Source organism: Cellulomonas hominis, from assembly GCF_014201095.1.
Lineage (GTDB): Bacteria > Actinomycetota > Actinomycetes > Actinomycetales > Cellulomonadaceae > Cellulomonas > Cellulomonas hominis.
Map to the genome: position 1 here is coordinate 3005450 of NZ_JACHDN010000001.1, position 20270 is coordinate 3025719.

The window sequence follows — 20270 nt, forward strand, 5'->3', positions numbered from 1 at the left end:
GATGTCGGTGGTCGGCGGCACGATGAGGCGATGGTCACCGAGTCCCTCGTCGCGGCGCCGCGCATCGCCCGCCGTGCCGGCACCGCGCACCGTCCCGGCGGCGCCCTGTCGCTGTCCCAGGCCCGCCGCGTGGCGCTGCGCGCCCAGGGGCTCGACCGCCCCCGTCCAGAGCGGACCGGTCCGGCGACGATGCGGCACCTGCAGCAGGTCGTGGACCGGGTGGGCCTGCTGCAGATCGACTCGGTGAACGTGCTCGCCCGGGCGCATCTCATGCCCACGTACTCCCGCATCGGCCCGTACGACACCGCCCTGCTCGACCGCGCCTCGGGGCGTGCCCCGCGCCGCCTGGTGGAGACGTGGGCGCACGAGGCGTCGTACGTCCCGCCGGAGACCTACGCGCTGCTCGGCTGGCGGCGGCGCGCGTACCTCGACCACGCATGGGGCGTGATCCGGGAGGCGCCGCTGCGGTTCTCGCCGCTCGTCGACGAGATCCTCGCGATGATCACCGAGGACGGCCCGCTGACCGCGAGCGAGGTGCACGCCCGGGTCGAGTCCGATCACCCGCGCACGCGTTCGGAGTGGGGTTGGAACTGGACCGCGGCCAAGCGCGTGCTGGAGTACCTCTTCTTCACCGGCCAGGTCGCCTCGGCCCGGCGCAACGCGCAGTTCGAGCGCTGCTACGACCTCACGGAGAGGGTGCTCCCGCCGCACGTGCTCGCCGCGCCCGAGCCGGACCACGACGAGGCGCTCCGGAGCCTGCTCAGCATCGCGGCGCGCGCGCACGGGGTGGCGTCGGAGCGCTGCCTGCTCGACTACTTCCGGCTCAAGGGCCCCCGGGCCCGCGGCGCGGTGCAGGATCTCGTGGCCGACGGCACGCTCGTCCCGGTCCGGGTCGCCGGCTGGGACCGGCCCGTCTACCTCGACGCCCAGGCCGACCTGCCCCGGCGGGCGACGGGCCGGGCGCTGCTGAGCCCGTTCGACCCGCTGGTCTTCGAGCGCCGCCGGCTCGAGGAGCTGTTCGGGCTGCGGTACCGGATCGAGATCTACGTGCCCGAGGCGCAGCGGGTGCACGGCTACTACGTGCTGCCGTTCCTGCGCGGCGAGCGGCTGGCGGCGCTCGTGGACCTGAAGGCCGACCGGGGCGCGGGGCTGCTGCGGGTGCATGCGGCGCACGAGCCGCCAGGTGGCGCGGGGGAGGCGCACGGCGAGGAGGGACCCGCCGCCGTCGCGGCCGACCTCGCGGTCGAGCTCCGGCTGCTGGCGGGCTGGCTCGGGCTGGAGGACGTGGTGGTGGGGGACCGCGGCGGCGAGCCGAAGGGGTCGCTCGCGGGTGCGCTGACGGGCGCGCTCGCGGCGGGCTGAGGACCGGCCCCCGCCGATCGGCCCCGGTCGCCCGGCGCGGGTTGCTGCCGGTCGCCGTCGCTCACCTACGATGGTCCGGGCCCGGCTGTGCGGTCGGGACGCCGGGACGCCCCGCGACACCAGCGCGGGGCGCAGCGAGTCGGGAGTGCACGTGCCTGCGATCCTCGAGAAGGTCCTCCGCCTGGGCGAGGGACGGATCCTCAAGAAGCTGTCGGGCATCGCCCAGCAGGTCAACGCGCTGGAGGACAGCTTCACGGCGCTGTCCGACGCCGAGCTGCGCGAGGAGACCGACCGGTTCCGGGCCCGGCTCGCCGAGGGCGAGACGCTGGACGACCTGATGGCGGAGGCGTTCGCCGCGGTGCGCGAGGCGGCGCGTCGCACGCTCGGCCAGCGGCACTTCGACGTGCAGCTCATGGGCGGCGCGGCCCTGCACCTCGGGAACATCGCCGAGATGAAGACCGGTGAGGGCAAGACGCTGGTCGCCACGGCCCCCGCGTACCTCAACGCCCTGACCGGCAAGGGCGTGCACGTCGTCACGGTCAACGACTACCTCGCGGGCTACCAGGCCGACCTCATGGGCCGCGTCTACCGGTTCCTCGGCCTGACCACCGGCGTCATCCTCCAGGGCCAGACCCCGGCCGAGCGCCGCGTGCAGTACGCCGCCGACATCACGTACGGCACGAACAACGAGTTCGGCTTCGACTTCCTGCGCGACAACATGGCGTGGAGCACGAACGAGCTCGTGCAGCGCGGCCACCACTTCGCGATCGTGGACGAGGTCGACTCCATCCTCATCGACGAGGCCCGCACCCCGCTGATCATCTCCGGCCCCGCCTCCGGCGACGCGAACCGCTGGTACGCCGAGTTCGCCAAGGTCGTCCGCCGGCTGCAGCCCGAGCGCGACTACGAGGTCGACGAGAAGAAGCGCACGATCGGAGTCCTGGAGCCAGGCATCGAGCGCGTCGAGGACTACCTCGGCATCGAGAACCTGTACGAGTCGCTGAACACCCCGCTGATCGGGTTCCTCAACAACGCCATCAAGGCGAAGGAGCTCTTCAAGCGCGACAAGGACTACATCGTCGACAAGGGCGAGGTCCTCATCGTCGACGAGCACACCGGCCGCGTCCTGCCGGGTCGCCGCTACAACGAGGGCATGCACCAGGCCATCGAGGCCAAGGAGGGCGTGCAGATCAAGGCGGAGAACCAGACGCTCGCCACGATCACCCTGCAGAACTACTTCCGCCTGTACGAGAAGCTCTCCGGCATGACCGGTACCGCCGAGACCGAGGCGGCCGAGTTCCAGGGCACGTACAAGCTCGGCGTGGTGCCGATCCCGACCAACCGCTCGATGCAGCGCATCGACCAGGCCGACCTCGTCTACAAGGCCGAGGAGGGCAAGTTCGACGCGGTCGTCGCGGACATCGTCGAGCGGCACGCGAACGGCCAGCCGGTGCTCGTCGGCACGACCAGCGTCGAGAAGTCCGAGCTGCTGTCCCGCAAGCTCCGCAAGGCGGGCGTCCCGCACGAGGTGCTGAACGCGAAGCAGCACGCGCGTGAGGCCTCGATCGTCGCGCAGGCCGGGCGCAAGGGCGCCGTGACCGTGGCCACCAACATGGCCGGCCGCGGGACCGACATCATGCTCGGCGGCAACGCGGAGTTCATGGCGGTCGCCGACCTCGCCGCCCGGGGCCTCGACCCGAACGAGAACCCGGAGGAGTACGAGGCCGCCTGGCCCGCCGCCCTCGAGAAGTCCAAGGCGGCCGTCGCGGCCGAGCACGACGAGGTCGTGGAGCTCGGCGGCCTGTACGTCCTGGGCACCGAGCGGCACGAGTCCCGCCGCATCGACAACCAGCTCCGTGGCCGCTCCGGCCGGCAGGGCGACCCGGGCGAGTCCCGGTTCTACCTCTCGCTGCAGGACGACCTGATGCGCCTGTTCAACTCCGGCATGGCGGAGTCGATGATGACGCGCGCCGGGTTCCCCGACGACCTGCCGCTGGAGTCGAAGATCGTCACGCGCGGCATCCGGTCCGCGCAGTCCCAGGTCGAGGCCCGGAACTTCGAGATCCGCAAGAACGTCCTCAAGTACGACGACGTGCTGTCCCGGCAGCGCGAGGTCATCTACGAGCAGCGTCGCCGCGTGCTCGAGGGCGAGGACCTGCAGGACCAGGTGCAGAACTTCCTCGAGGACGTGCTGGACGACTACGTGACCGCCGCGACCGCGGGCGGCCACCCGGAGGACTGGGACCTCGACCAGCTCTGGACGTCGCTCAAGTCCGTGTACCCCGTCTCGATCGAGGTCGAGGAGGTCGTCGAGCAGGCCGGCGGGCTCGGGCGGGTCACGCCCGAGCTGCTCAAGGCCGAGCTGCTGTCCGACGCGCGGATCGCGTACGAGGAGCGCGAGAAGTCGCTCGGCGAGGCGAACATGCGCCAGCTCGAGCGCCGCGTCGTGCTGTCCGTGCTGGACCGCAAGTGGCGCGAGCACCTCTACGAGATGGACTACCTCAAGGAGGGCATCGGCCTGCGGGCGATGGCCCAGCGCGACCCGCTGATCGAGTACCAGCGCGAGGGCTTCCAGCTCTTCCAGGCGATGACGGACTCCATCAAGGAGGAGGCCGTCGGGTTCCTGTTCAACCTCGAGGTCAAGGTCGCCGAGCCCGCCGCCCCGGCAGCGGAGGGCGCCGCTGCCGGTGCCGCCCCCACGGACGGCGCGACCGACGGCACCCCGGCGGCCGCCGCGCCGGTGCTCGTGGCGAAGGGCATCGACGGCCCCGAGCAGCGGACACCGCTGCAGTACTCGGCGCCGAGCGTCGACGGTGACGCGGGGACCCAGGTGACGCGCGGCGGGCGGCGTGCCGCCGGTCCGGCCGCGTCGGCCCCCGGCGCCCCCGCGGCCGCCGGCGCCCCCGAGACGGCCGGCGACGACGCCGCGGGCAACCGCGAGGCGCGCCGGAAGGCGGCCAAGCAGCAGCGCCGCCGGGGCTGACTCCCGGCACGAGGCGCCGGACCGGCGGCGGGCTGCGCGTCCCCGCCCGGTCCGGCGCCTCGTGCGTCGCCTCGGCCGGTGCGCCGCCGGTCAGCCCACCACGAGGGCCGACGCGCGCCAGCGCCCGGTGCTCCGCGTCAGCCGGACCGCGACCGCGCGGACCCGGTCCGCGTGCGAGACGACCACCGAGGCCTCCAGGGAGTGCGGCCCGACCGCGCACGCCCGGACGCGCCGCACCGACGGGCGCCGGACCTGGGGGCCGTCCCCGCTCTGCAGGTCGGCCGTCGCCGCGGTGGGGTCGAGCACGCGGGTGCGCGGAGCGGTCAGGGCGGCCCGGCGGGCCAGCGCGTCGTAGACCTCGGGCGTGACCCAGCGGGCCAGCTGGGCGAGCGGACGGGTGCCCGCGAGCACCTCCACGGCGGCGAGCGCGACCATGCAGCACGCCTGCCGGGGGTCGAGCGAGGCCGAGCCGCCGGCGGACGGGGCGGACGGCAGCAGCGGGACGGCGACCACGGTGGCAGGCGCCGGCCGCTCGGGCGGGATGTGGCTGTAGGCGGCGAGACGACCCGCGCCGAGCCGCTCGACGACGGGCTGGCACGCACCCGGGGGCGGCTCCGGGGGCACCGGCCGGTCTGCGGACGACGAGCGCACCGGGGACCCCGCGGACCCGCTGGCGCCTGCCTGCGCCGACGAGGCGCGTCCTCCGGCCGCGGCTCCGGCCCGGGGGACGGCCGTGATCGCGGTCACCGGTGGAGGCTCGGCGTGAGGCAGCGGGTCGAGGTCGGGGACGAGGCGGACCTCGACCGCGGCGCTCATGCGGGTTCCCCCGCGGTGCGCGTCCCGGTGCCCGGGCCGCGATCGGGGGCGGGGGCGTGCGAGCGGTGCCGGTGGAGCTCGATGGTCATGTGTCCTCCTGGGCTGGGTGTCGCGAGGGGGAGGCCCAGGTCTACCGGGGACGGCGTGCCCGGTCCAGCACGCTCCGGCCGCCTGGGGACAACCGCCGGTGTGTCGCGGTGTTCTGCCCCGTTTGGTCCCGGATGTGCGCGAGGTACGGCCGCCGTGCGGGCACACTGGACTCGTGCGCCTCTACCTGCCTGCCACCCTGGACGAGCTCGACGACCTGCTGCGTGCCGGCACCCCGCTCGCGGCCCCCCGCCGCGCGCACGGGGTGACCCCGGCCCTCGCGGCGCTGCTGCCGGACGAGGACGAGGAGGGCGTGGAGTTCGCCGCGCAGCTCATGGCCGCGGACGACGCCCTCGTGCTGCTCGCCTCCCGGCCCGACGCACCGGGCCTGCGGCTGGTGGTCACGGTCGAGGTGCCCGACGACGCGGTGCGCGACGGCGCCCCGGAGGAGGGCACCGGGGTGGACGACGAGGCGGCGAGCCTCGTGACCCTGACCGCTCCGGCGGGGCTGGGCCTCGTGGTGTGCGCGCACGTCGACGAGCCCGCGGCGCGCGACGAGGTGGCGCGGGCGCTCGACGGCGACGACGAGGCGCTGGACGCCCTGGCCGAGCGGGACCTGCTCTGGTACGACGTGTCGGAGCTCGACCGCATCCCCCGCTGACCCGCGCGGGCGGCGGCCCGCCGGGCGTCAGTCGTCGAGCAGCGGGTCCAGGACCTGCAGCGCGGCGTGGTGCAGCCGGCCGTTGGAGACCAGCGCCGACCCGCCGAACGGTCCGTCCACGCCCTGCACGGACGTGAACCGCCCGCCGGCCTCCGTGACGATCGGGACGAGCGCCGCCATGTCGTGCAGCGCGAGCTCGGGCTCGGCGGACAGGTCGACGGCGCCCTCGGCGACCAGGACGTGCGACCAGAAGTCCCCGTAGGCGCGGGTCCGCCAGACGCGCCGCGTCAGGTCGAGGAAGTGGTCGAGCCGGCCCTGCTCCTCCCAGCCGCCCAGGCTGGAGTAGGACAGCGACGCGTCCTGCAGCCGGCCGACCTCCGAGACCTGGAGCCGGGTCGCGGACGCCAGCGACCGGCCGGTCCACGCGCCGGAGCCCTGCGCCGCCCACCAGCGCCGGCCCAGCGCCGGGGCGCTCACGAGCCCGACGACGACCTCGTCGCCGTCGAGCAGCGCGATGAGCGTCGCCCAGACGGGGACGCCCCGCACGAAGTTCTTCGTGCCGTCGATGGGGTCGACCACCCAGCGGCGCGGCCCGTGCCCGGTGTCCGGCATCTCCTCGCCGTGCACGGCGTCCCGCGGCCGGGTCCGGGACAGCTGCGTGCGGATGAGCTCCTCGGCCGCGCGGTCGGCGTCCGACACGGGCGTCAGGTCGGGCTTGGTCTCGACCCGGAGGTCCTGCGCCTTGAAGCGCGACATCGTGAGGCCGTCCACCTGGTCGGCGATCACGTGGGCGAGGCGCAGGTCGTCGTCGTACCGGGTCATGGACCCCAACCTAGCGGGAAGCAGCCGGTCAGCCCGCCGCGCCCGCCGCGCTCCCCGCGTCCGCCGCGCCCGTGCGGCTGACGAGCAGCCGGCGGAACGAGTCGACCCGCGCGGCGCGGGCGTCCCGGGTCTCGTCGTCGTCCGCGGCGGCCACCCAGTCGTCGAGGGCGCAGTCGGGCGCGTCGGCGGCGTGCGAGCAGCCGCGCGGGCACTCCTCGGCGACCTCCGCGAGGTCGGCGAACGCCCCGAGCAGGTGGTCCGGGTCCACGTGCGCGAGCCCGAAGGACCGCACGCCGGGGGTGTCGATGACCCAGGTGCCGGCGGGCCCGGGCACCCGGAGCGCGACCGCGGAGGTCGAGGTGTGCCGGCCGCGGCCGGTGACGTCGTTCACCACGCCGGTGGCCCGGGCGGCGTCGGGCACCAGCGCGTTCACCAGCGTGGACTTGCCGACGCCGGAGTGCCCGACCAGCACGGACGCCCGGCAGGCCAGCGCCTCGCGGACCGCGTCGAGCCCGGAGACGTCGTCGCCGTCGAGCCGGGTGACGACGACGCGCACCCCGATCGGCTCGTACAGCGCGCGCAGCTCCGCCGGGTCGGCGAGGTCGGCCTTGGTGAGCGCGAGCAGCACGTCCATGCCGGCGTCGTACGCGGCGACGACGCAGCGGTCGATCATCCGGGTGCGCGGTTCGGGGTCCGCGAGCGCGGTGACGACGACGAGCTGGTCGGCGTTCGCGACGATGACGCGCTCGACGGGGTCGGTGTCGTCGGCGGTCCGGCGCAGCACGGTCGACCGGTCGGCGATCCGCACGATCCGGGCCAGGGAGCCCGCCGCCCCCGAGGTGTCGCCGACCAGGTCCACCCGGTCGCCCGGCACGACGCGCTCGCGGCCGAGCTCGCGCGCCTTCATGGCGATCGCGACCCGCTCGGCCGGGCCGTCGGGGTCGACGAGCAGCGTGTACCGGCCCCGGTCGACGCCGGTGACGAGGGCCCGCTCGGCGTCGGCGTGCTCCGGGCGGGTCTTGGTCCGGGGGCGCGAGCCGCGCCGGCTCGGCCGGACCCGCACGTCCGACTCGTCGAGCGCCCGGCGCGCCACGGTCAGCGGCCCCCGGTCATCGCGCGGCCCCGCCCAGCATGCCGTCCCACAGCCCGACGAAGTCGGGGATGGTCTTCGCGGTGGTGGCGACGTCCTCGACGAGCACGCCGGGCACCGCGAGGCCGAGCAGCGCCCCGAACGTCGCCATCCGGTGGTCGGCGTAGGTGCGGACGGTGCCGCCGTGCAGCGGCCGCGGCGTGATGACCAGGCCGTCCGCGGTCTGCTCGGCCTGGCCGCCGAGTCGCGTGATCTCCGCGGACAGGGCGGTCAGCCGGTCGGTCTCGTGCCCGCGCAGGTGCGCGATGCCGCGCAGCCGGGTGGGGGAGTCGGCGAGGGCGGCGATCGCGGCGATCGTCGGGGCGATCTCGCCGGCGGCGTGCAGGTCCAGGTCGACGCCGTGGATCGTGCCTGTGCCGCTGACGGCCAGCACGTCGCCGTCGAGGCGGGTGGTCGCGCCCATCTGCTCGAGGATGCCCGGGAGCAGCCCGCCCGGCTGGGTGGTCGCCGCCGGCCAGCCCGGCACCCGGACGGTCCCCCCGGCGACGAGGGCGGCGCACAGGAAGGGCGCGGCGTTCGACAGGTCCGGCTCGACGCGGACGTCGCGCGCGGCCACGGGACCGGGCTCGACGCGCCAGCCCGTCGGCACGGAGTCGTCGACGACGACCCCGGCGTCGCGCAGCACGGCCACCGTCATCTCGATGTGCGGGAGGCTCGGCAGGGTCGGGCCCGTGTGCCGGAGCGTGAGGCCCTCGTCGAACCGGGCGGCCGTCAGCAGCAGCCCGGAGACGAACTGCGACGACCCCGACGCGTCCACGTCCACCGCGCCGCCGCGGACGGCGCCCGCGCCCTCGACGGTGAACGGCAGGTGCCCCGGCTCGCCGTGCTCCGAGACGGTGACGCCCAGGGCGCGCAGGGCCGCGAGCACGGGGCCCATCGGCCGGACCCGGGCACCGGCGTCGCCGTCGAACCGGACGGGCCCGCCGGCCAGCGCGGCGACCGCGGGGAGGAAGCGCATGACCGTGCCGGCGAGGCCGCAGTCCACGGTCGCCGGCCCCCGGGAGGCGCCGGGCGTGACCACCCAGTCGCCGGGCGCGGCCGGGTCGTCCTCGATGCCGGTGCCGAGGTCCCGCAGCGCCTGCGCCATGAGCAGCGTGTCGCGGGAGCGGAGCGCCCCGCGCAGCCGACCCGGGCCGTCGGCGAGGGCCGCGAGCACGAGGTAGCGGTTCGTCAGGGACTTCGAGCCCGGGACCTCGACCGTCGCGTCCAGCGGGTGCGCCGCCGTGGGGGCGGGCCAGTCGGCGGCGTCGGGTGTCTGCATGCGGGCCAGGCTATCGAGCCCGCGGGACGGGACGCTGACGCGTCCGCGGACGGCTCAGCCGACGGCGTCGGTCACGGCCTGCTTCGCGGCGGCCGCCTTCGCCACCGCCGCCTTCGTCGCGCGGGCGTTCTCGACCCGCCACCGCACGCCGGGGCGCCCGGCCGTGTCCGCGGCGGCGATGAGGGCGCCCCCCGACAGCGACAACGCCCGCAGGAACCGGGCCCGGCGCTCCTTCTTGTCGTGCTCGCCCAGGCGCGCCCGCTCCTTGCGGGACGCCGGGCCGTCGGCGGCGGCCAGCGGCAGCGTGAGCGCGGCGAGCGTGAGCGCGGCGGTCCGGGGTGCCCGGCCGGTCGCGAGCAGCACGGCGGCCAGCGCGGTGGCGCCGCCGTGCGCGCGCACGACGGCGGTGAGCTGGCGGTCCGTCGGGTGCCGGTAGGCGTCGAGCGCCCCGCCGAGGGCGCCGGCGGGCACGGCCGCGGTGAGCCGGTCCACCGCCCCGCGCGCCACGGCGACGTGGGCGGCGGGGTGCCGCAGCGCGTCGACCCCCTCGCCCAGGAACCACGACGCGAACAGCGGTCGGGCGATCCGGCGCAGCAGCATGACGTCCTCCCTCGCTGGGCCCGCGACGCACGGGCGCCTGCGCCCCAACCTAGTGGCCGCGGATGCTGTGCGCTGCCCGGGAATGGACCGGGCTCCCGGCCGCGTTGTGCAGGCCATGAGCTGTTCCACCCTCGACCGGCCCGCGGCCGTGCTCACCGCACCCCCCGCGCCCGGCATCCCCCTCGCGCGCGGACTAGGCTCGGTGCCGATGAGCGAGGACACCACCCGCGCCCCCGAGTCCGAGGACGACGCGGCGCGCACCGAGCGGTTCGAGGCCGAGGCGCTGGTCTACCTGGACCAGTTGTACGGCGCTGCCCTGCGCATGACCCGGAACCCGTCGGACGCGGAGGACCTGGTCCAGGAGACGTTCGCGAAGGCGTTCGCGGCGTTCCACCAGTACCGCCCGGGGACGAACCTCAAGGCGTGGCTGTACCGGATCCTGACGAACACGTTCATCAACACGTACCGCAAGAAGCAGCGCGAGCCGCAGAAGTCCCAGGCGGACGAGATCGAGGACTGGCAGATCGCGCGCGCCGAGTCGCACACCTCCACGGGCCTGCGGTCCGCCGAGGCGGAGGCGCTCGACCACCTGCCGGACTCCGACGTGAAGGACGCGCTCGCGCGGCTGCCCGAGGAGTTCCGGATCGCGGTGTACCTGGCGGACGTCGAGGGCTTCGCCTACAAGGAGATCGCCGAGATCATGGGCACCCCGATCGGGACGGTGATGTCCCGGCTGCACCGCGGACGGGGCCAGCTGCGCGAGATGCTGGCCGACTACGCCCGCGACCGGGGGCTCGTGGCCGCGGCGCCGGCCGACGAGGCCGGGACGGGATCATCGAGGAGGACGCGATGACGGGCTGGGACGCGGCGGCAGGGGCCGCCGGGGGGACGTCCGAGGGCTGCGGCCCGGACTGCGAGCAGGCGCTCGGCCGGCTGTTCGCGTACGTGGACCGCGAGCTGGAGCCGCTGGACGCCGCGCGGGTGCGGGAGCACATCGAGGACTGCCGCCCCTGCCTGGACGAGATGGCCGTCGAGACGATGCTCAAGGAGCTCGTGCGGCGGTGCTGCCAGGAGCAGGCGCCGGCCGACCTGCGGGTCAAGATCCACGCGCGGCTCACCGAGCTGCGGGTGACCCGGCCCCTGTAGCGGGCCGCCCGACGACGAAGGGCCCGGTGCGTGCTGCACCGGGCCCTTCGTGCGTTCGCGACGCCTGAACCTCAGGCGTTGGGGCGCTTGCCGTGGTTGGCGGAGCTCCCGGCGCGGGAACGGCGCTTGCGGCCACGCTTGCTCATCGATCTCTCCCTGGTCAGGCTCTTTCGGCCGTGACGGAAGCGGTGCCCCGACGGCCCAGTGACCCCCCATCGTCCCACACCGGCCGGGGTGGGTCCGCACGGAGCGTTCAAGGCCGGGCCGGTTCCGGCCGATCAACTGGGGGTGACCGAGCAGCCGCAGTCCGTCGTCCCCCTCCTGCACGCCCTGGCCCAGGCCGGCGGGTCCGACCTGCACGTCAAGGTCGGGTCGGAGCCCCGCGTGCGCGTCGACGGGCGGCTGCGCCGCCTGCAGGTGCCGGCGCTGACGCCGCGCGACACCGCGAACATGCTGGACGAGGTGCTGCCCCCGGAGCTCGCGGAGGAGTTCACGCACACGCACGAGGCGGACTTCGCGTTCTCGCTGTCCGGCGTCGGGCGGTTCCGGGTGAACGCCTACCAGGCACGGGGCACGTACGGGCTGGTGTTCCGCCTGGTCGGCATGGGGGCGCAGTCGCTGCAGGAGCTCGGGCTGCCGGAGGTGCTCGGGGAGCTGGCGCTGGAGCCGCGCGGCCTGGTGCTGGTCACCGGCCCCACGGGGTCGGGCAAGACGACCACGCTGGCGTCGATGATCGACCTGATCAACACGGTGCGCGAGGCGAACATCGTGACGATCGAGGACCCGATCGAGGTGCTGCACCAGGACAAGCGCGGCATCATCTCGCAGCGCGAGATCCGGCAGGACACGGCCGACTTCACGGTCGCGCTCCGCGCCGCGCTGCGGCAGGACCCCGACGTGATCTTCGTCGGCGAGATGCGCGACGTCGAGACCGTCCGGGCGGCGCTGTCCGCGGCGGAGACCGGGCACCTGGTGCTGTCGACGCTGCACACCATCGACGCGGCCGAGTCCGTCAACCGCATCATCGACTTCTTCCCGCCGCACGAGCAGCAGCAGATCCGGGTGGCGCTCGCGCAGGCCCTGCGGGGGATCGTGTCCCAGCGGCTCGTCCGGCGCGCGGACGGGCGGGGCCGGACGGTCGTGGTCGAGGTGCTGGTGAACACCGGCCGCACCGCGGAGGCGATCGTCGACCCGTCGAGCACCGAGCCGCTGCTGGACCTCATCAAGCAGGGCTCGTACTACAAGATGCAGACCTTCGACCAGCACCTGGTGCGGCTGGTGGGCGACGGGGAGGTCACGTACGAGGAGGCCCTCGCCGTCGCGACGAACCCGCAGGACCTCACCGTCGAGCTGCGGGCCGTCGGCCTCATCGCCTGATCCTGCCCTTGTGGGTCCCCGCCGTGGGGGATAGCGTGGCCTGACGCGATATATCTCGACCTCCGAGGAGCATCATGGCCACCGAGTCCTGGGTCGTCATCGGCCCGCAGATCATCGAGGTCGCGGACGTCCGCTCGCTGCGGGTCCAGGTCAACGGCGGGCGCGTCGACGTCGTCGCCCACGAGGACCCGGCGCTGACCACCGCGCGCCTCGAGGTGCACCGGGTCGACGGGCTGCCGCTCGAGGTCACGTACGCCGACGGCGCGCTCTGGGCCGGGGTGCGCTCGGTGACCGGCATCGACGGCTTCCTCGACCGGCTGCGCGGCCCGCACCAGCACGACCGCGTGGACGTGCACCTCGCGGTCCCGCGGTGGGTCGCCGCCTCGCTGACCTCCGTGCACGCCGACCTGCTCCTCGCCGGGCTCCAGCAGGACGCCACGGTGTCGACGGTCGGCGGCGCCGTCGTCGCGGACGGCACGCGGGGGGCGCTGTCCGTGAAGAGCGTGTCGTCCGACGTCGTCGTGCGCGACCACACGGGCGACCTGTCGGTCGGCACCGTCTCCGGTTCGGCGACGGCCTCCGGCCCGCTGTCCCGCGTCTCCGTCACGACGGTCTCCGGCGAGGTGACCGTCGACTGCCGCGCCCCCAGCTCGGTCCTGCACGTCCGGACGGTGTCCGGCGACGTCGCGGTCCGGCTGCCGTCCGGGCACGGCGTCGGCATCGAGGCGCGTTCGGTGTCGGGGCGCGTCGTCGTGGACGGCGTCGAGCACGGCGACCGGCGCCCCGGGCGGACGAGCGTGGACCTGCGCGACGACCGGGCCACGTGCTTCGTCACCTCCCAGACCGTCTCGGGGCACCTCACGGTGCTGCACGGCGCGCCCCTCGACGAGCCGGTCGCCGACGCCGGCGGGACGGACCCCGGCGCGGGCATCTGATGGCGGTCTTCGCGCACGGCCAGCTCCGGCTCTACCTGCTGTCGCTGCTGGAGGCCGGGCCGCGGCACGGGTACGAGCTGATCACCGCGCTGTCCGACCGGTTCGGCGGCACCTACCGGCCGAGCGCCGGCACGGTGTACCCGCGGCTCGCGCGGCTGGAGGAGGAGGGGCTCGTCGAGCGGACCGCCGCCGGCCGCAAGACGCTCTACACGCTCACGCGGCGGGGCCGGGACGAGCTGGAGGCGCACCGCGCCGAGCTCTCGCTCCTGGAGCACGAGCTCGCCCGGACCGTGCGGGACCTCGCGGAGCGGGTGCGGCTCGAGGTCGCCGGGTCGATGGCCGGGATGCGGGCGGACGTCGCGGCGGCCGCCCAGCAGGCCCGGGCGGCCGCGCGCGCGGAGCGCCCGGACGACACCGGTGCGGCCGCCGGCCGGCAGGCGGCGCGGGCCCGGCGGGCCGAGGTCGAGGCGGAGCTCGCGGCGTTCCGGGCGGACGTCCGTGCGGCGCTGCGGGAGGCGGACGCTCGCGGCGGGGTCAGCGCGCTGACCGCGGACACCGTGCGGACGGTGCTGGCCACCGCGCGGGCGGCGATCACGGCGACGCTGCCGCCACGCTGAACGCCGGCGGCCCCGCCGCGCCCGTTCGCGCCCGCGGCGCCCGGCGCCGGGCCTACGCTGCGGGCATGTCGCGCGAGCTCATGGGCGGGCCGCACTCCGCGCCGCTGCCACCCGCCGGCCGCGGTCCCGGTCCGGCGCCCTACTGGACGGTGCTCGGGGCCCTGTGGGGACTGCCCGCCGCGGTCGGCGCGGTGTGGTGGCTGCTCTCCCCGGACGAGAACCCGGGCGGGCAGTGCGAGGGCATCGGTTTCGGCTGCACGCTCACGCCGCGCGACTCCGTGCTCTTCCTCGGGCTGCTCGCGTCCCCGGTCCTGGTGCTGGCGGGGCTGCTCGCGGTCGGTCTGATCGCGCTGGCGCGGTGGCGTCGCCGGGTCCGCGAGGGGCGCTCCTAGCCGACGTCCTCCGGCAGGCCCAGCCACGCGTTCCAGTGCGAGTGCAGGACCAGCCAGGCCATGAGCCCGTAGCCGGCCTGGCCCGGCAGGGCGCCGTCGCCGGCGGCCAGGTCGGCGAGCCACTGCTCGTGCCCGGCCAGCGGGGTGAACGTGTCGACGTACGGCACCCGGCGGCGGGTCGTCACGTCGGCGAACGCCGCGGACAGGTCCGCCAGCACGGTGCCCTCGACGCCGGCGCCGGGCGGCGGGCCGACGACGAACGCCGGCATCCGGCGCTGCTCGGCGGCGTCGAGGACGTTCGCGAGGTTCAGCCGGCTGCGCGCCAGCGAGAGGCCCGCCTGGGCGTCGGCGCGACCCAGCGCGACGACGAGCCGGGTGTCCACGTCCGGCGACGAGCGCCGGGAGACCTCCTCGTCCCAGCGCGCCGACAGTCCGGAGGTGGTCTCGCCCGGCACGGCGAGGGTCAGGACGGTCGGCGGCGCCGGCGTCGTCGTGCGGGCGGCCACGCGGCCCACCCAGCCCAGTGCGCGCGGATCGCCCGCCCCCGCGGCCAGCTCGTCACCGACCACCACCAGGCGCAGCGGCAGCTCGCCCACGTCCGTCCCCGTCCTCTCGCGACGACGCCGCGGCGAGGCGCCGCGCGTCGCGGACCAGTCTCGCAGCCGCACGCGGGTCCGGCCGGACCGACGCGCGCACGCGCGCGCCGGCGCACGGCGACGAGAGGCAGGAGCCGGAGGTTCGGCGGCGGCCGGAGGCCCGGCTGCTGCCGTCTCGCGGGGGTGCGGATCAGTGCAGGTACGGGTCCGTGCCCTCGGTCCAGTCGCGGTGTGACGGCGGCGGGGTGCGGTGGCCGAGGCCGTCGGTGCGGAGCCAGTCGTAGAGCCGCGCGCCGAGCCACGCGGTCAGGGTGATCAGGGCCAGGAGCAGGAGGATCGTCGCCATGGCAGAAATCCTGCGCCCATCCAGACAGCGCCACGAGTGGCAGGACTGCCGCATCCCATCGAGATCCAGCCAGAGCCGTGGCACACTGGACCACATGCTGCAGCGCGTCGCCGCCATCGCGGTGCCCGGGGTGTCCGCGTTCGAGCTCGGGCTGGTCTGCGAGGTGTTCGGGATCGACCGGTCGGACACCGGGGGCCCCTCGTTCGAGCTGACGATCGTCACGCCCGAGCCGGGCGCCGTCCCGATGAAGCCCGGCCTGACGCTCGAGGTGCCGCACGGCCTCGAGGCCGCCGCGGACGCCGACCTCGTGATCGCGCTGCCCTACGAGGCGCCGTACGCGTTCGGCGAGGCCGGGCTCGCCGCCCTGCGGGACGCCCACGACCGCGGGGCCTGGGTCATGAGCATCTGCTCCGGGTCGTTCGCCCTGGGGGAGGCCGGGCTGCTGGACGGCCGCCGGTGCACCACCCACTGGATGTACGCCGAGGACCTGCAGCAGCGGTTCCCCGCGGCCGAGGTGGACCCGGCCGTCCTCTACGTGGAGGACCGCGGCGTCATCAGCAGCGCGGGCACCGCCGCGGGCATCGACGCGTGCCTGCACCTGGTCCGGCGCGAGCTCGGGGCGCAGCAGGCCGCCGCCGTCGCGCGGCGGATGGTCGTGCCCCCGCACCGCGACGGCGGCCAGGCGCAGTACGTCGACACGCCGCTGCCGTGCGACGCCGACACCCTGGCGCCGCTCCTGGCGTGGATGGCCGAGCACCTGGACGAGGAGCTCAGCGTGCCGGACCTCGCGGCCCGGGCGCTCATGTCGGAGCGCACGTTCGCCCGCCGGTTCCGGGCCGAGACCGGCACCACGCCGGCCGCCTGGGTGACCCGGCAGCGGCTGGTGCGCGCCCAGGAGCTGCTGGAGCGCAGCGGCGCCGGGGTCGACGAGGTGGCGCGGCTCAGCGGGTTCGGCAGCGCCGCGCTGCTGCGGCACCACTTCGCCCGCGTGCTCGGCACCAGCCCGCAGGCCTACCGGCGGCAGTTCGCGTGCACGGACGAGGCGGCGTCGGTCGCCTGACCGCCGCCGCCCCGCTCGTCGTCCTCGCCGGCACGCCCCGCCGGCCCCCGCTCAGCGCTCGAACGCCGCCCGCAGCAGGTCGGCCTGCTCCGCCTGGTGCACCTTCGCCGAGCCCGCGGCGGTGGACGCCGAGGCCGGGCGGGACACCGCCCGCACCGGCGCGCCGACCAGCTGCGGCAGCGTCAGCGACATGAAGCCCCACGGGCCCTGGTTGCGCGGCTCGTCCTGGACCCAGACCAGCTCGGCACCGTCGAACGGCGCGAGCGCCCCCCGGATGCCCTCGTGGTCGAGCGGGTACAGCTGCTCGAGGCGCACGATCGCGGTCCGCTCGTCGCCGAGCTTCTCCCGCTGCGCGACCAGGTCCCAGTAGACCTTGCCGGAGCAGAGCAGCACGCGGTCCACCCGGCCGGCGCTCGCGGCGGCGGCGTCGTCGCCGATCACGGGCCGGAAGGTGCCGGACGTGAAGTCCGCGACCTGGGACGCACCGGCCTTGAGGCGGAGCATCGACTTCGGCGTGAAGACCACGAGCGGCCGGCGCGGGCGGGTGTACGCCTGGTGCCGGAGCAGGTGGAAGTACGACGCGGGCGTGGTCGGCTGCGCGACCGTCATGTTGCCCTCGGCGCACATCTGCAGGAACCGCTCGATGCGGGCCGACGAGTGGTCCGGCCCCTGGCCCTCGTAGCCGTGGGGGAGCAGCAGCACGACGGACGAGTGCTGGCCCCACTTCTGCTCGGCGGAGGAGATGAACTCGTCGATGATGGTCTGCGCGCCGTTGACGAAGTCGCCGAACTGCGCCTCCCACAGCACCAGGGCGTCGGGCCGCTCGACGGAGTAGCCGTACTCGAAGCCGAGCGCCGCGTACTCCGACAGGGACGAGTCGTAGATCCAGAACTTCGCCTGGTCCGCCGACAGGTAGAGCAGCGGCGTCCACTCGGCCCCGGTCTCCCGGTCGTGCATGACGGCGTGCCGCTGCACGAACGTCCCGCGCCGGGAGTCCTGCCCGGCGAGCCGCACCGGGGTGCCCTCGATGAGCAGCGAGCCGAACGCGAGGATCTCGCCGAAGCCCCAGTCGATGCCGCCCTCGCGGGACATCTGCTCGCGCCGGGCGAGCAGCTGCGCGAGCTTGGGGTGCACCGTGAAGCCCTCGGGCGCCCGGACGTGCGCGGCGCCGATCCGCTCCAGCACCTTGGCCGGGACGGCGGTCTGCCAGCCGATGATGACGCCGGCGTCCTCGCGCTGGGACTCCGGACGCTCCAGGCCGGCGACGGGCTCGGCGTCCGGCGACGGCGGCGTCCAGCCCTCCTCGCGGGTCTCGGCGAACACCCGCTCGAGCTGCGCCTGGTAGTCGCGCAGCGCGTGCTCCGCCTCCTCCAGCGTGATGTCGCCGCGCGACACCAGCGCCTCGGTGTAGAGCTTGCGGACCGACCGCTTCGCCTCGATGAGGTTGTACATGAGCGGCTGGGTCATCGAGGGGTCGTCGCCCTCGTTGTGGCCCCGGCGGCGGTAGCAGACCATGTCGATGATGACGTCGCGGTCGAACTGCTCGCGGTACTCGAACGCGAGCTCGGCGACCCGGACGCACGCCTCGGGGTCGTCGCCGTTGACGTGGAAGATCGGGACCTGCAGGCCCTTGGCGACGTCGGTGGCGTACTGCGAGGACCGCGACGAGGACGGCCCGGTGGTGAACCCGACCTGGTTGTTGATGACGACGTGGATCGTGCCGCCGGTGCGGTAGCCGCGCAGCTGGGCCAGGTTGAGGGTCTCGAAGACCACGCCCTGCCCGGCGAACGCCGCGTCGCCGTGGATGAGGATCGGCAGCACGGAGAACCCGTCGCCGCCGAGGTCGATGCGGTCCTGCTTGGCGCGCACGATGCCCTCGAGCACGGGGTCGACGGCCTCCAGGTGCGACGGGTTCGCCGCGAGGTACACCCGGGTGGAGGCGCCGGACTCGGCCTGGAACACGCCCTCGGTGCCGAGGTGGTACTTCACGTCGCCGGAGCCCTGGACCGACTTCGGGTCCTGGTTGCCCTCGAACTCGCTGAAGATCTGGCCGTACGACTTGCCGGCGATGTTCGCGAGCACGTTGAGCCGGCCGCGGTGCGCCATGCCGATGGCCACCTCGTCCAGGCCGCCCTCGGCGGCGCGGGACAGGACCGCGTCCAGCAGCGGGATGACGGACTCGCCGCCCTCGAGGGAGAACCGCTTCTGCCCGACGTACTTCGTCTGCAGGAACGTCTCGAACGCCTCGGCGGCGTTCAGCCGGCGCAGGATGCGCAGCTGGTCCTCGCGGGGCGTCGGGGCGTAGCCGGCCTCCAGCCGCTCCTGCAGCCAGCGCCGCTGGCGCGGGTCCTGCAGGTGCATGTACTCGAAGCCGGTGGTGCGGCAGTACGAGTCGCGCAGCAGGCCGAGCACCTGGCGCAGCGTGGCCCGCGGCCGGCCGGTGAAGCCGCCGGTCGGGAACGTCCGGTCCAGGTCCCACAGCGACAGGCCGTGCGTCTGCACGTCGAGGTCCGGGTGCTTGCGCAGCCGGTAGGCCAGGGGGTCGGTGTCGGCCATGAGGTGGCCGCGCGACCGGTAGGCGTGGATCAGCTCGGCGATCCGGGCGGGCTTGATGGCCTCGGCGTCGGGGTCGGCGGCCTCCTTGACCCAGCGGATCGGTTCGTAGGGCACGCGCAGCGACGCGAACACCCGGTCGTAGAAGCCGTCCTCGCCGAGCAGCTTGCGGTGCAGGATCCGCAGGAAGTCCCCGGACTGCGCGCCCTGGATGATGCGGTGGTCGTAGGTGGACGTCACCGTCAGCACCTTCGACACGCCCATCTTGTTGAGCTGCTCGTCGGACGTGCCCTGGAACTCCGCGGGGTAGTCCATCGCGCCGACGCCGATGATCGTGCCCTGGCCCTGCATGAGCCGCGGCACGGAGTGCACCGTGCCGATGGTGCCGGGGTTGGTCAGCGAGATCGTCGTGCCGGCGAAGTCGTCGACGCCGAGCTTGCCGCCGCGGGCGCGCCGCACGACGTCCTCGTACGCGTTCCAGAACTGCGCGAAGTCCAGCGTCTCGGCGTGCTTGATGCTCGGGACGAGGAGCTGGCGGGTGCCGTCCGGCTTCGCCAGGTCGATCGCCAGGCCGAGGTTGACGTGCGCGGGCGTGAGGACCGCCGGCTTGCCGTCGACCAGCGTGTACGCGCTGTTCATCGCCGGCATCTCGCCCAGCGCCTCGACCAGCGCGAAGCCGATGAGGTGCGTGAACGAGACCTTGCCGCCCCGGCCGCGGGCCAGGTGGTTGTTGATGACGATGCGGTTGTCCACCAGGAGCTTGGCCGGGATCGCGCGCACCGACGTCGCGGTGGGCACCTCCAGGCTGGCCTCCATGTTGGTGACCACCCGTGCGGCGGGGCCGCGCAGGCGCTGGGTCTCGTCGGGGACCTCGGGGACCTCCTGCTCCGCCTCGCGGGCCGCCTTCGCCGCGGGGGCGTAGGGGGCGGTCGCGGGCTGCGCGGTGGCCACGGGAGAGGTGACCGGCGCGGGCTCGGGGTCGCGCGGGGTCGGCTGCTCCTGCGGGGCGCTCGTCACGGCGGGCGCCGGGGCCGGCGGGACCGCGCCGTCACCGGTGCGCGCGGGGCGGGGTGCCCCGGTGTCCGCCACCGTGCCCGGGCGCTCGGCCACCGTGCCCGGGCGCTCGGCCGGCGGGGCCGGGCGCGGCTCGGGCGTCACCGCCGGAGCCGCCGGGGCGGTCGCCGCGGGGGCCGCGGGGGCCGCGGCCGGGGCGGCCGGCGCGGCGTCCCCCGACGCCCCGTCCGGTGCGCCCGAGGTCGTCGGGGTGGGCGCCGAGGGCCGGTAGCCCTCGAAGAAGTCCCACCACGCGGGATCGACCGCGGTCTTGTCCTGGAGGTACTGCTCGTACAGCTCGTCCACCAGCCACGTGTTGGCGCCGAAATCGGCACGGTTCACGTCTGGCTCGGCATGCTGGGACACGCGAGGATCGCCCACTTCCTCCGCGGCCTGCCGACCGCGTCTTCGCCGGATCAGTTCGTGCCCAACCCTACGTCCTGACCGGCCGTC

The 20270-nt window shown here is 75.1% G+C and carries 19 protein-coding genes; 10 read left to right on the forward strand and 9 right to left on the reverse strand.

The features are described from left to right. Nucleotides 1–30 precede the first annotated feature (30 nt). A complete protein-coding gene (locus HNR08_RS14090; RefSeq protein WP_146832275.1) occupies nt 31–1362 on the forward strand; it encodes a winged helix-turn-helix domain-containing protein in 1332 nt (443 codons plus the stop codon). Nucleotides 1363–1513: 151 nt separating this feature from the next. After that, a complete protein-coding gene (secA, locus tag HNR08_RS14095; protein WP_146832272.1) occupies nt 1514–4345 on the forward strand; it encodes a preprotein translocase subunit SecA in 2832 nt (943 codons plus the stop codon). A gap of 90 nt (nt 4346–4435) precedes the next feature. Here the strand turns inward: secA and HNR08_RS14100 are convergent, their stop codons facing one another. Then, the gene (locus tag HNR08_RS14100) at nt 4436–5161 is read right to left on the reverse strand and encodes an Rv3235 family protein (protein WP_146832269.1); all 726 of its coding nucleotides are present in this window, start codon (nt 5159–5161) and stop codon (nt 4436–4438) included. Nucleotides 5162–5423: 262 nt separating this feature from the next. On the opposite strand from HNR08_RS14100, the gene HNR08_RS14105 reads away from it, so the two are divergent. After that, complete coding sequence (locus tag HNR08_RS14105) at nt 5424–5909, forward strand: DUF6912 family protein (RefSeq protein ID WP_146832266.1); 486 nt, start codon at nt 5424–5426, stop codon at nt 5907–5909. Between the two features lie 27 nt (nt 5910–5936). On the opposite strand, the gene hisN is transcribed toward HNR08_RS14105, so the two are convergent. The 4 genes from hisN to HNR08_RS14125 are packed head-to-tail and all read right to left on the reverse strand — an operon-like array spanning nt 5937 to nt 9742. Continuing rightward, the gene (gene hisN, locus HNR08_RS14110; protein WP_146832264.1) at nt 5937–6731 is read right to left on the reverse strand and encodes a histidinol-phosphatase; all 795 of its coding nucleotides are present in this window, start codon (nt 6729–6731) and stop codon (nt 5937–5939) included. Nucleotides 6732–6759: 28 nt separating this feature from the next. Beyond that, on the reverse strand, nt 6760–7824 hold the full coding sequence (gene rsgA / locus HNR08_RS14115; protein ID WP_146832260.1) for a ribosome small subunit-dependent GTPase A: 1065 nt from the start codon (nt 7822–7824) through the stop codon (nt 6760–6762). 16 nt (nt 7825–7840) lie between these two features. After that, nucleotides 7841–9142 carry a 3-phosphoshikimate 1-carboxyvinyltransferase gene (gene aroA / locus HNR08_RS14120; protein WP_146832257.1) on the reverse strand — a complete coding sequence of 434 codons (1302 nt, stop codon included), beginning with the start codon at nt 9140–9142 and terminating at the stop codon, nt 7841–7843. A 54-nt stretch (nt 9143–9196) separates the two neighbouring features. After that, complete coding sequence (locus HNR08_RS14125) at nt 9197–9742, reverse strand: DoxX family protein (RefSeq protein WP_146832254.1); 546 nt, start codon at nt 9740–9742, stop codon at nt 9197–9199. A 115-nt stretch (nt 9743–9857) separates the two neighbouring features. Between HNR08_RS14125 and HNR08_RS14130 the strand changes: the two genes are divergently transcribed. Both HNR08_RS14130 and rsrA read left to right on the forward strand, forming a co-directional pair. Beyond that, nucleotides 9858–10595 (forward strand): sigma-70 family RNA polymerase sigma factor, encoded by a 738-nt coding sequence (locus HNR08_RS14130; protein ID WP_146832251.1) that lies wholly within the window; start codon nt 9858–9860, stop codon nt 10593–10595. Then, nucleotides 10592–10888, forward strand: coding sequence for a mycothiol system anti-sigma-R factor (gene rsrA / locus HNR08_RS14135; RefSeq protein ID WP_146832248.1), 297 nt, complete (start codon nt 10592–10594; stop codon nt 10886–10888). The genes HNR08_RS14130 and rsrA overlap by 4 nt, the downstream gene beginning before the upstream one ends. 71 nt (nt 10889–10959) lie before the next feature. Here the strand turns inward: rsrA and HNR08_RS22900 are convergent, their stop codons facing one another. Continuing rightward, the gene (locus HNR08_RS22900) at nt 10960–11034 is read right to left on the reverse strand and encodes a 50S ribosomal protein bL37 (RefSeq protein WP_123371254.1); all 75 of its coding nucleotides are present in this window, start codon (nt 11032–11034) and stop codon (nt 10960–10962) included. A 142-nt stretch (nt 11035–11176) separates the two neighbouring features. On the opposite strand from HNR08_RS22900, the gene HNR08_RS14140 reads away from it, so the two are divergent. The 4 genes from HNR08_RS14140 (at nt 11177) to HNR08_RS14155 (ending at nt 14209) form a co-directional block, all read left to right on the forward strand. Further along, entirely contained in the window at nt 11177–12265 is a 1089-nt protein-coding gene (locus HNR08_RS14140) for a type IV pilus twitching motility protein PilT (protein ID WP_146832245.1), read from the forward strand. Between the two features lie 74 nt (nt 12266–12339). Then, a complete protein-coding gene (locus tag HNR08_RS14145; protein WP_146832242.1) occupies nt 12340–13200 on the forward strand; it encodes a DUF4097 family beta strand repeat-containing protein in 861 nt (286 codons plus the stop codon). After that, entirely contained in the window at nt 13200–13817 is a 618-nt protein-coding gene (locus HNR08_RS14150) for a PadR family transcriptional regulator (RefSeq protein ID WP_307724238.1), read from the forward strand. Before HNR08_RS14145 ends, HNR08_RS14150 begins: the two co-directional genes overlap by 1 nt. A gap of 65 nt (nt 13818–13882) precedes the next feature. Further along, nucleotides 13883–14209: a hypothetical protein gene (locus HNR08_RS14155; RefSeq protein ID WP_146832239.1), complete on the forward strand. Its 327-nt coding sequence runs from the start codon at nt 13883–13885 to the stop codon at nt 14207–14209. Here the strand turns inward: HNR08_RS14155 and HNR08_RS14160 are convergent. Next, on the reverse strand, nt 14206–14805 hold the full coding sequence (locus HNR08_RS14160) for a GDSL-type esterase/lipase family protein (RefSeq protein WP_146832236.1): 600 nt from the start codon (nt 14803–14805) through the stop codon (nt 14206–14208). The genes HNR08_RS14155 and HNR08_RS14160 overlap by 4 nt on opposite strands. 190 nt (nt 14806–14995) lie before the next feature. Next, complete coding sequence (locus HNR08_RS14165; RefSeq protein WP_168432034.1) at nt 14996–15151, reverse strand: hypothetical protein; 156 nt, start codon at nt 15149–15151, stop codon at nt 14996–14998. Between the two features lie 94 nt (nt 15152–15245). Between HNR08_RS14165 and HNR08_RS14170 the strand changes: the two genes are divergently transcribed. Continuing rightward, the gene (locus HNR08_RS14170) at nt 15246–16211 is read left to right on the forward strand and encodes a GlxA family transcriptional regulator (protein WP_146832233.1); all 966 of its coding nucleotides are present in this window, start codon (nt 15246–15248) and stop codon (nt 16209–16211) included. 51 nt (nt 16212–16262) lie between these two features. Here HNR08_RS14170 and HNR08_RS14175 read toward each other — a convergent pair whose 3' ends face one another. Continuing rightward, nucleotides 16263–20159, reverse strand: coding sequence for a multifunctional oxoglutarate decarboxylase/oxoglutarate dehydrogenase thiamine pyrophosphate-binding subunit/dihydrolipoyllysine-residue succinyltransferase subunit (locus HNR08_RS14175; RefSeq protein ID WP_246802872.1), 3897 nt, complete (start codon nt 20157–20159; stop codon nt 16263–16265). Nucleotides 20160–20270: the final 111 nt, after the last annotated feature.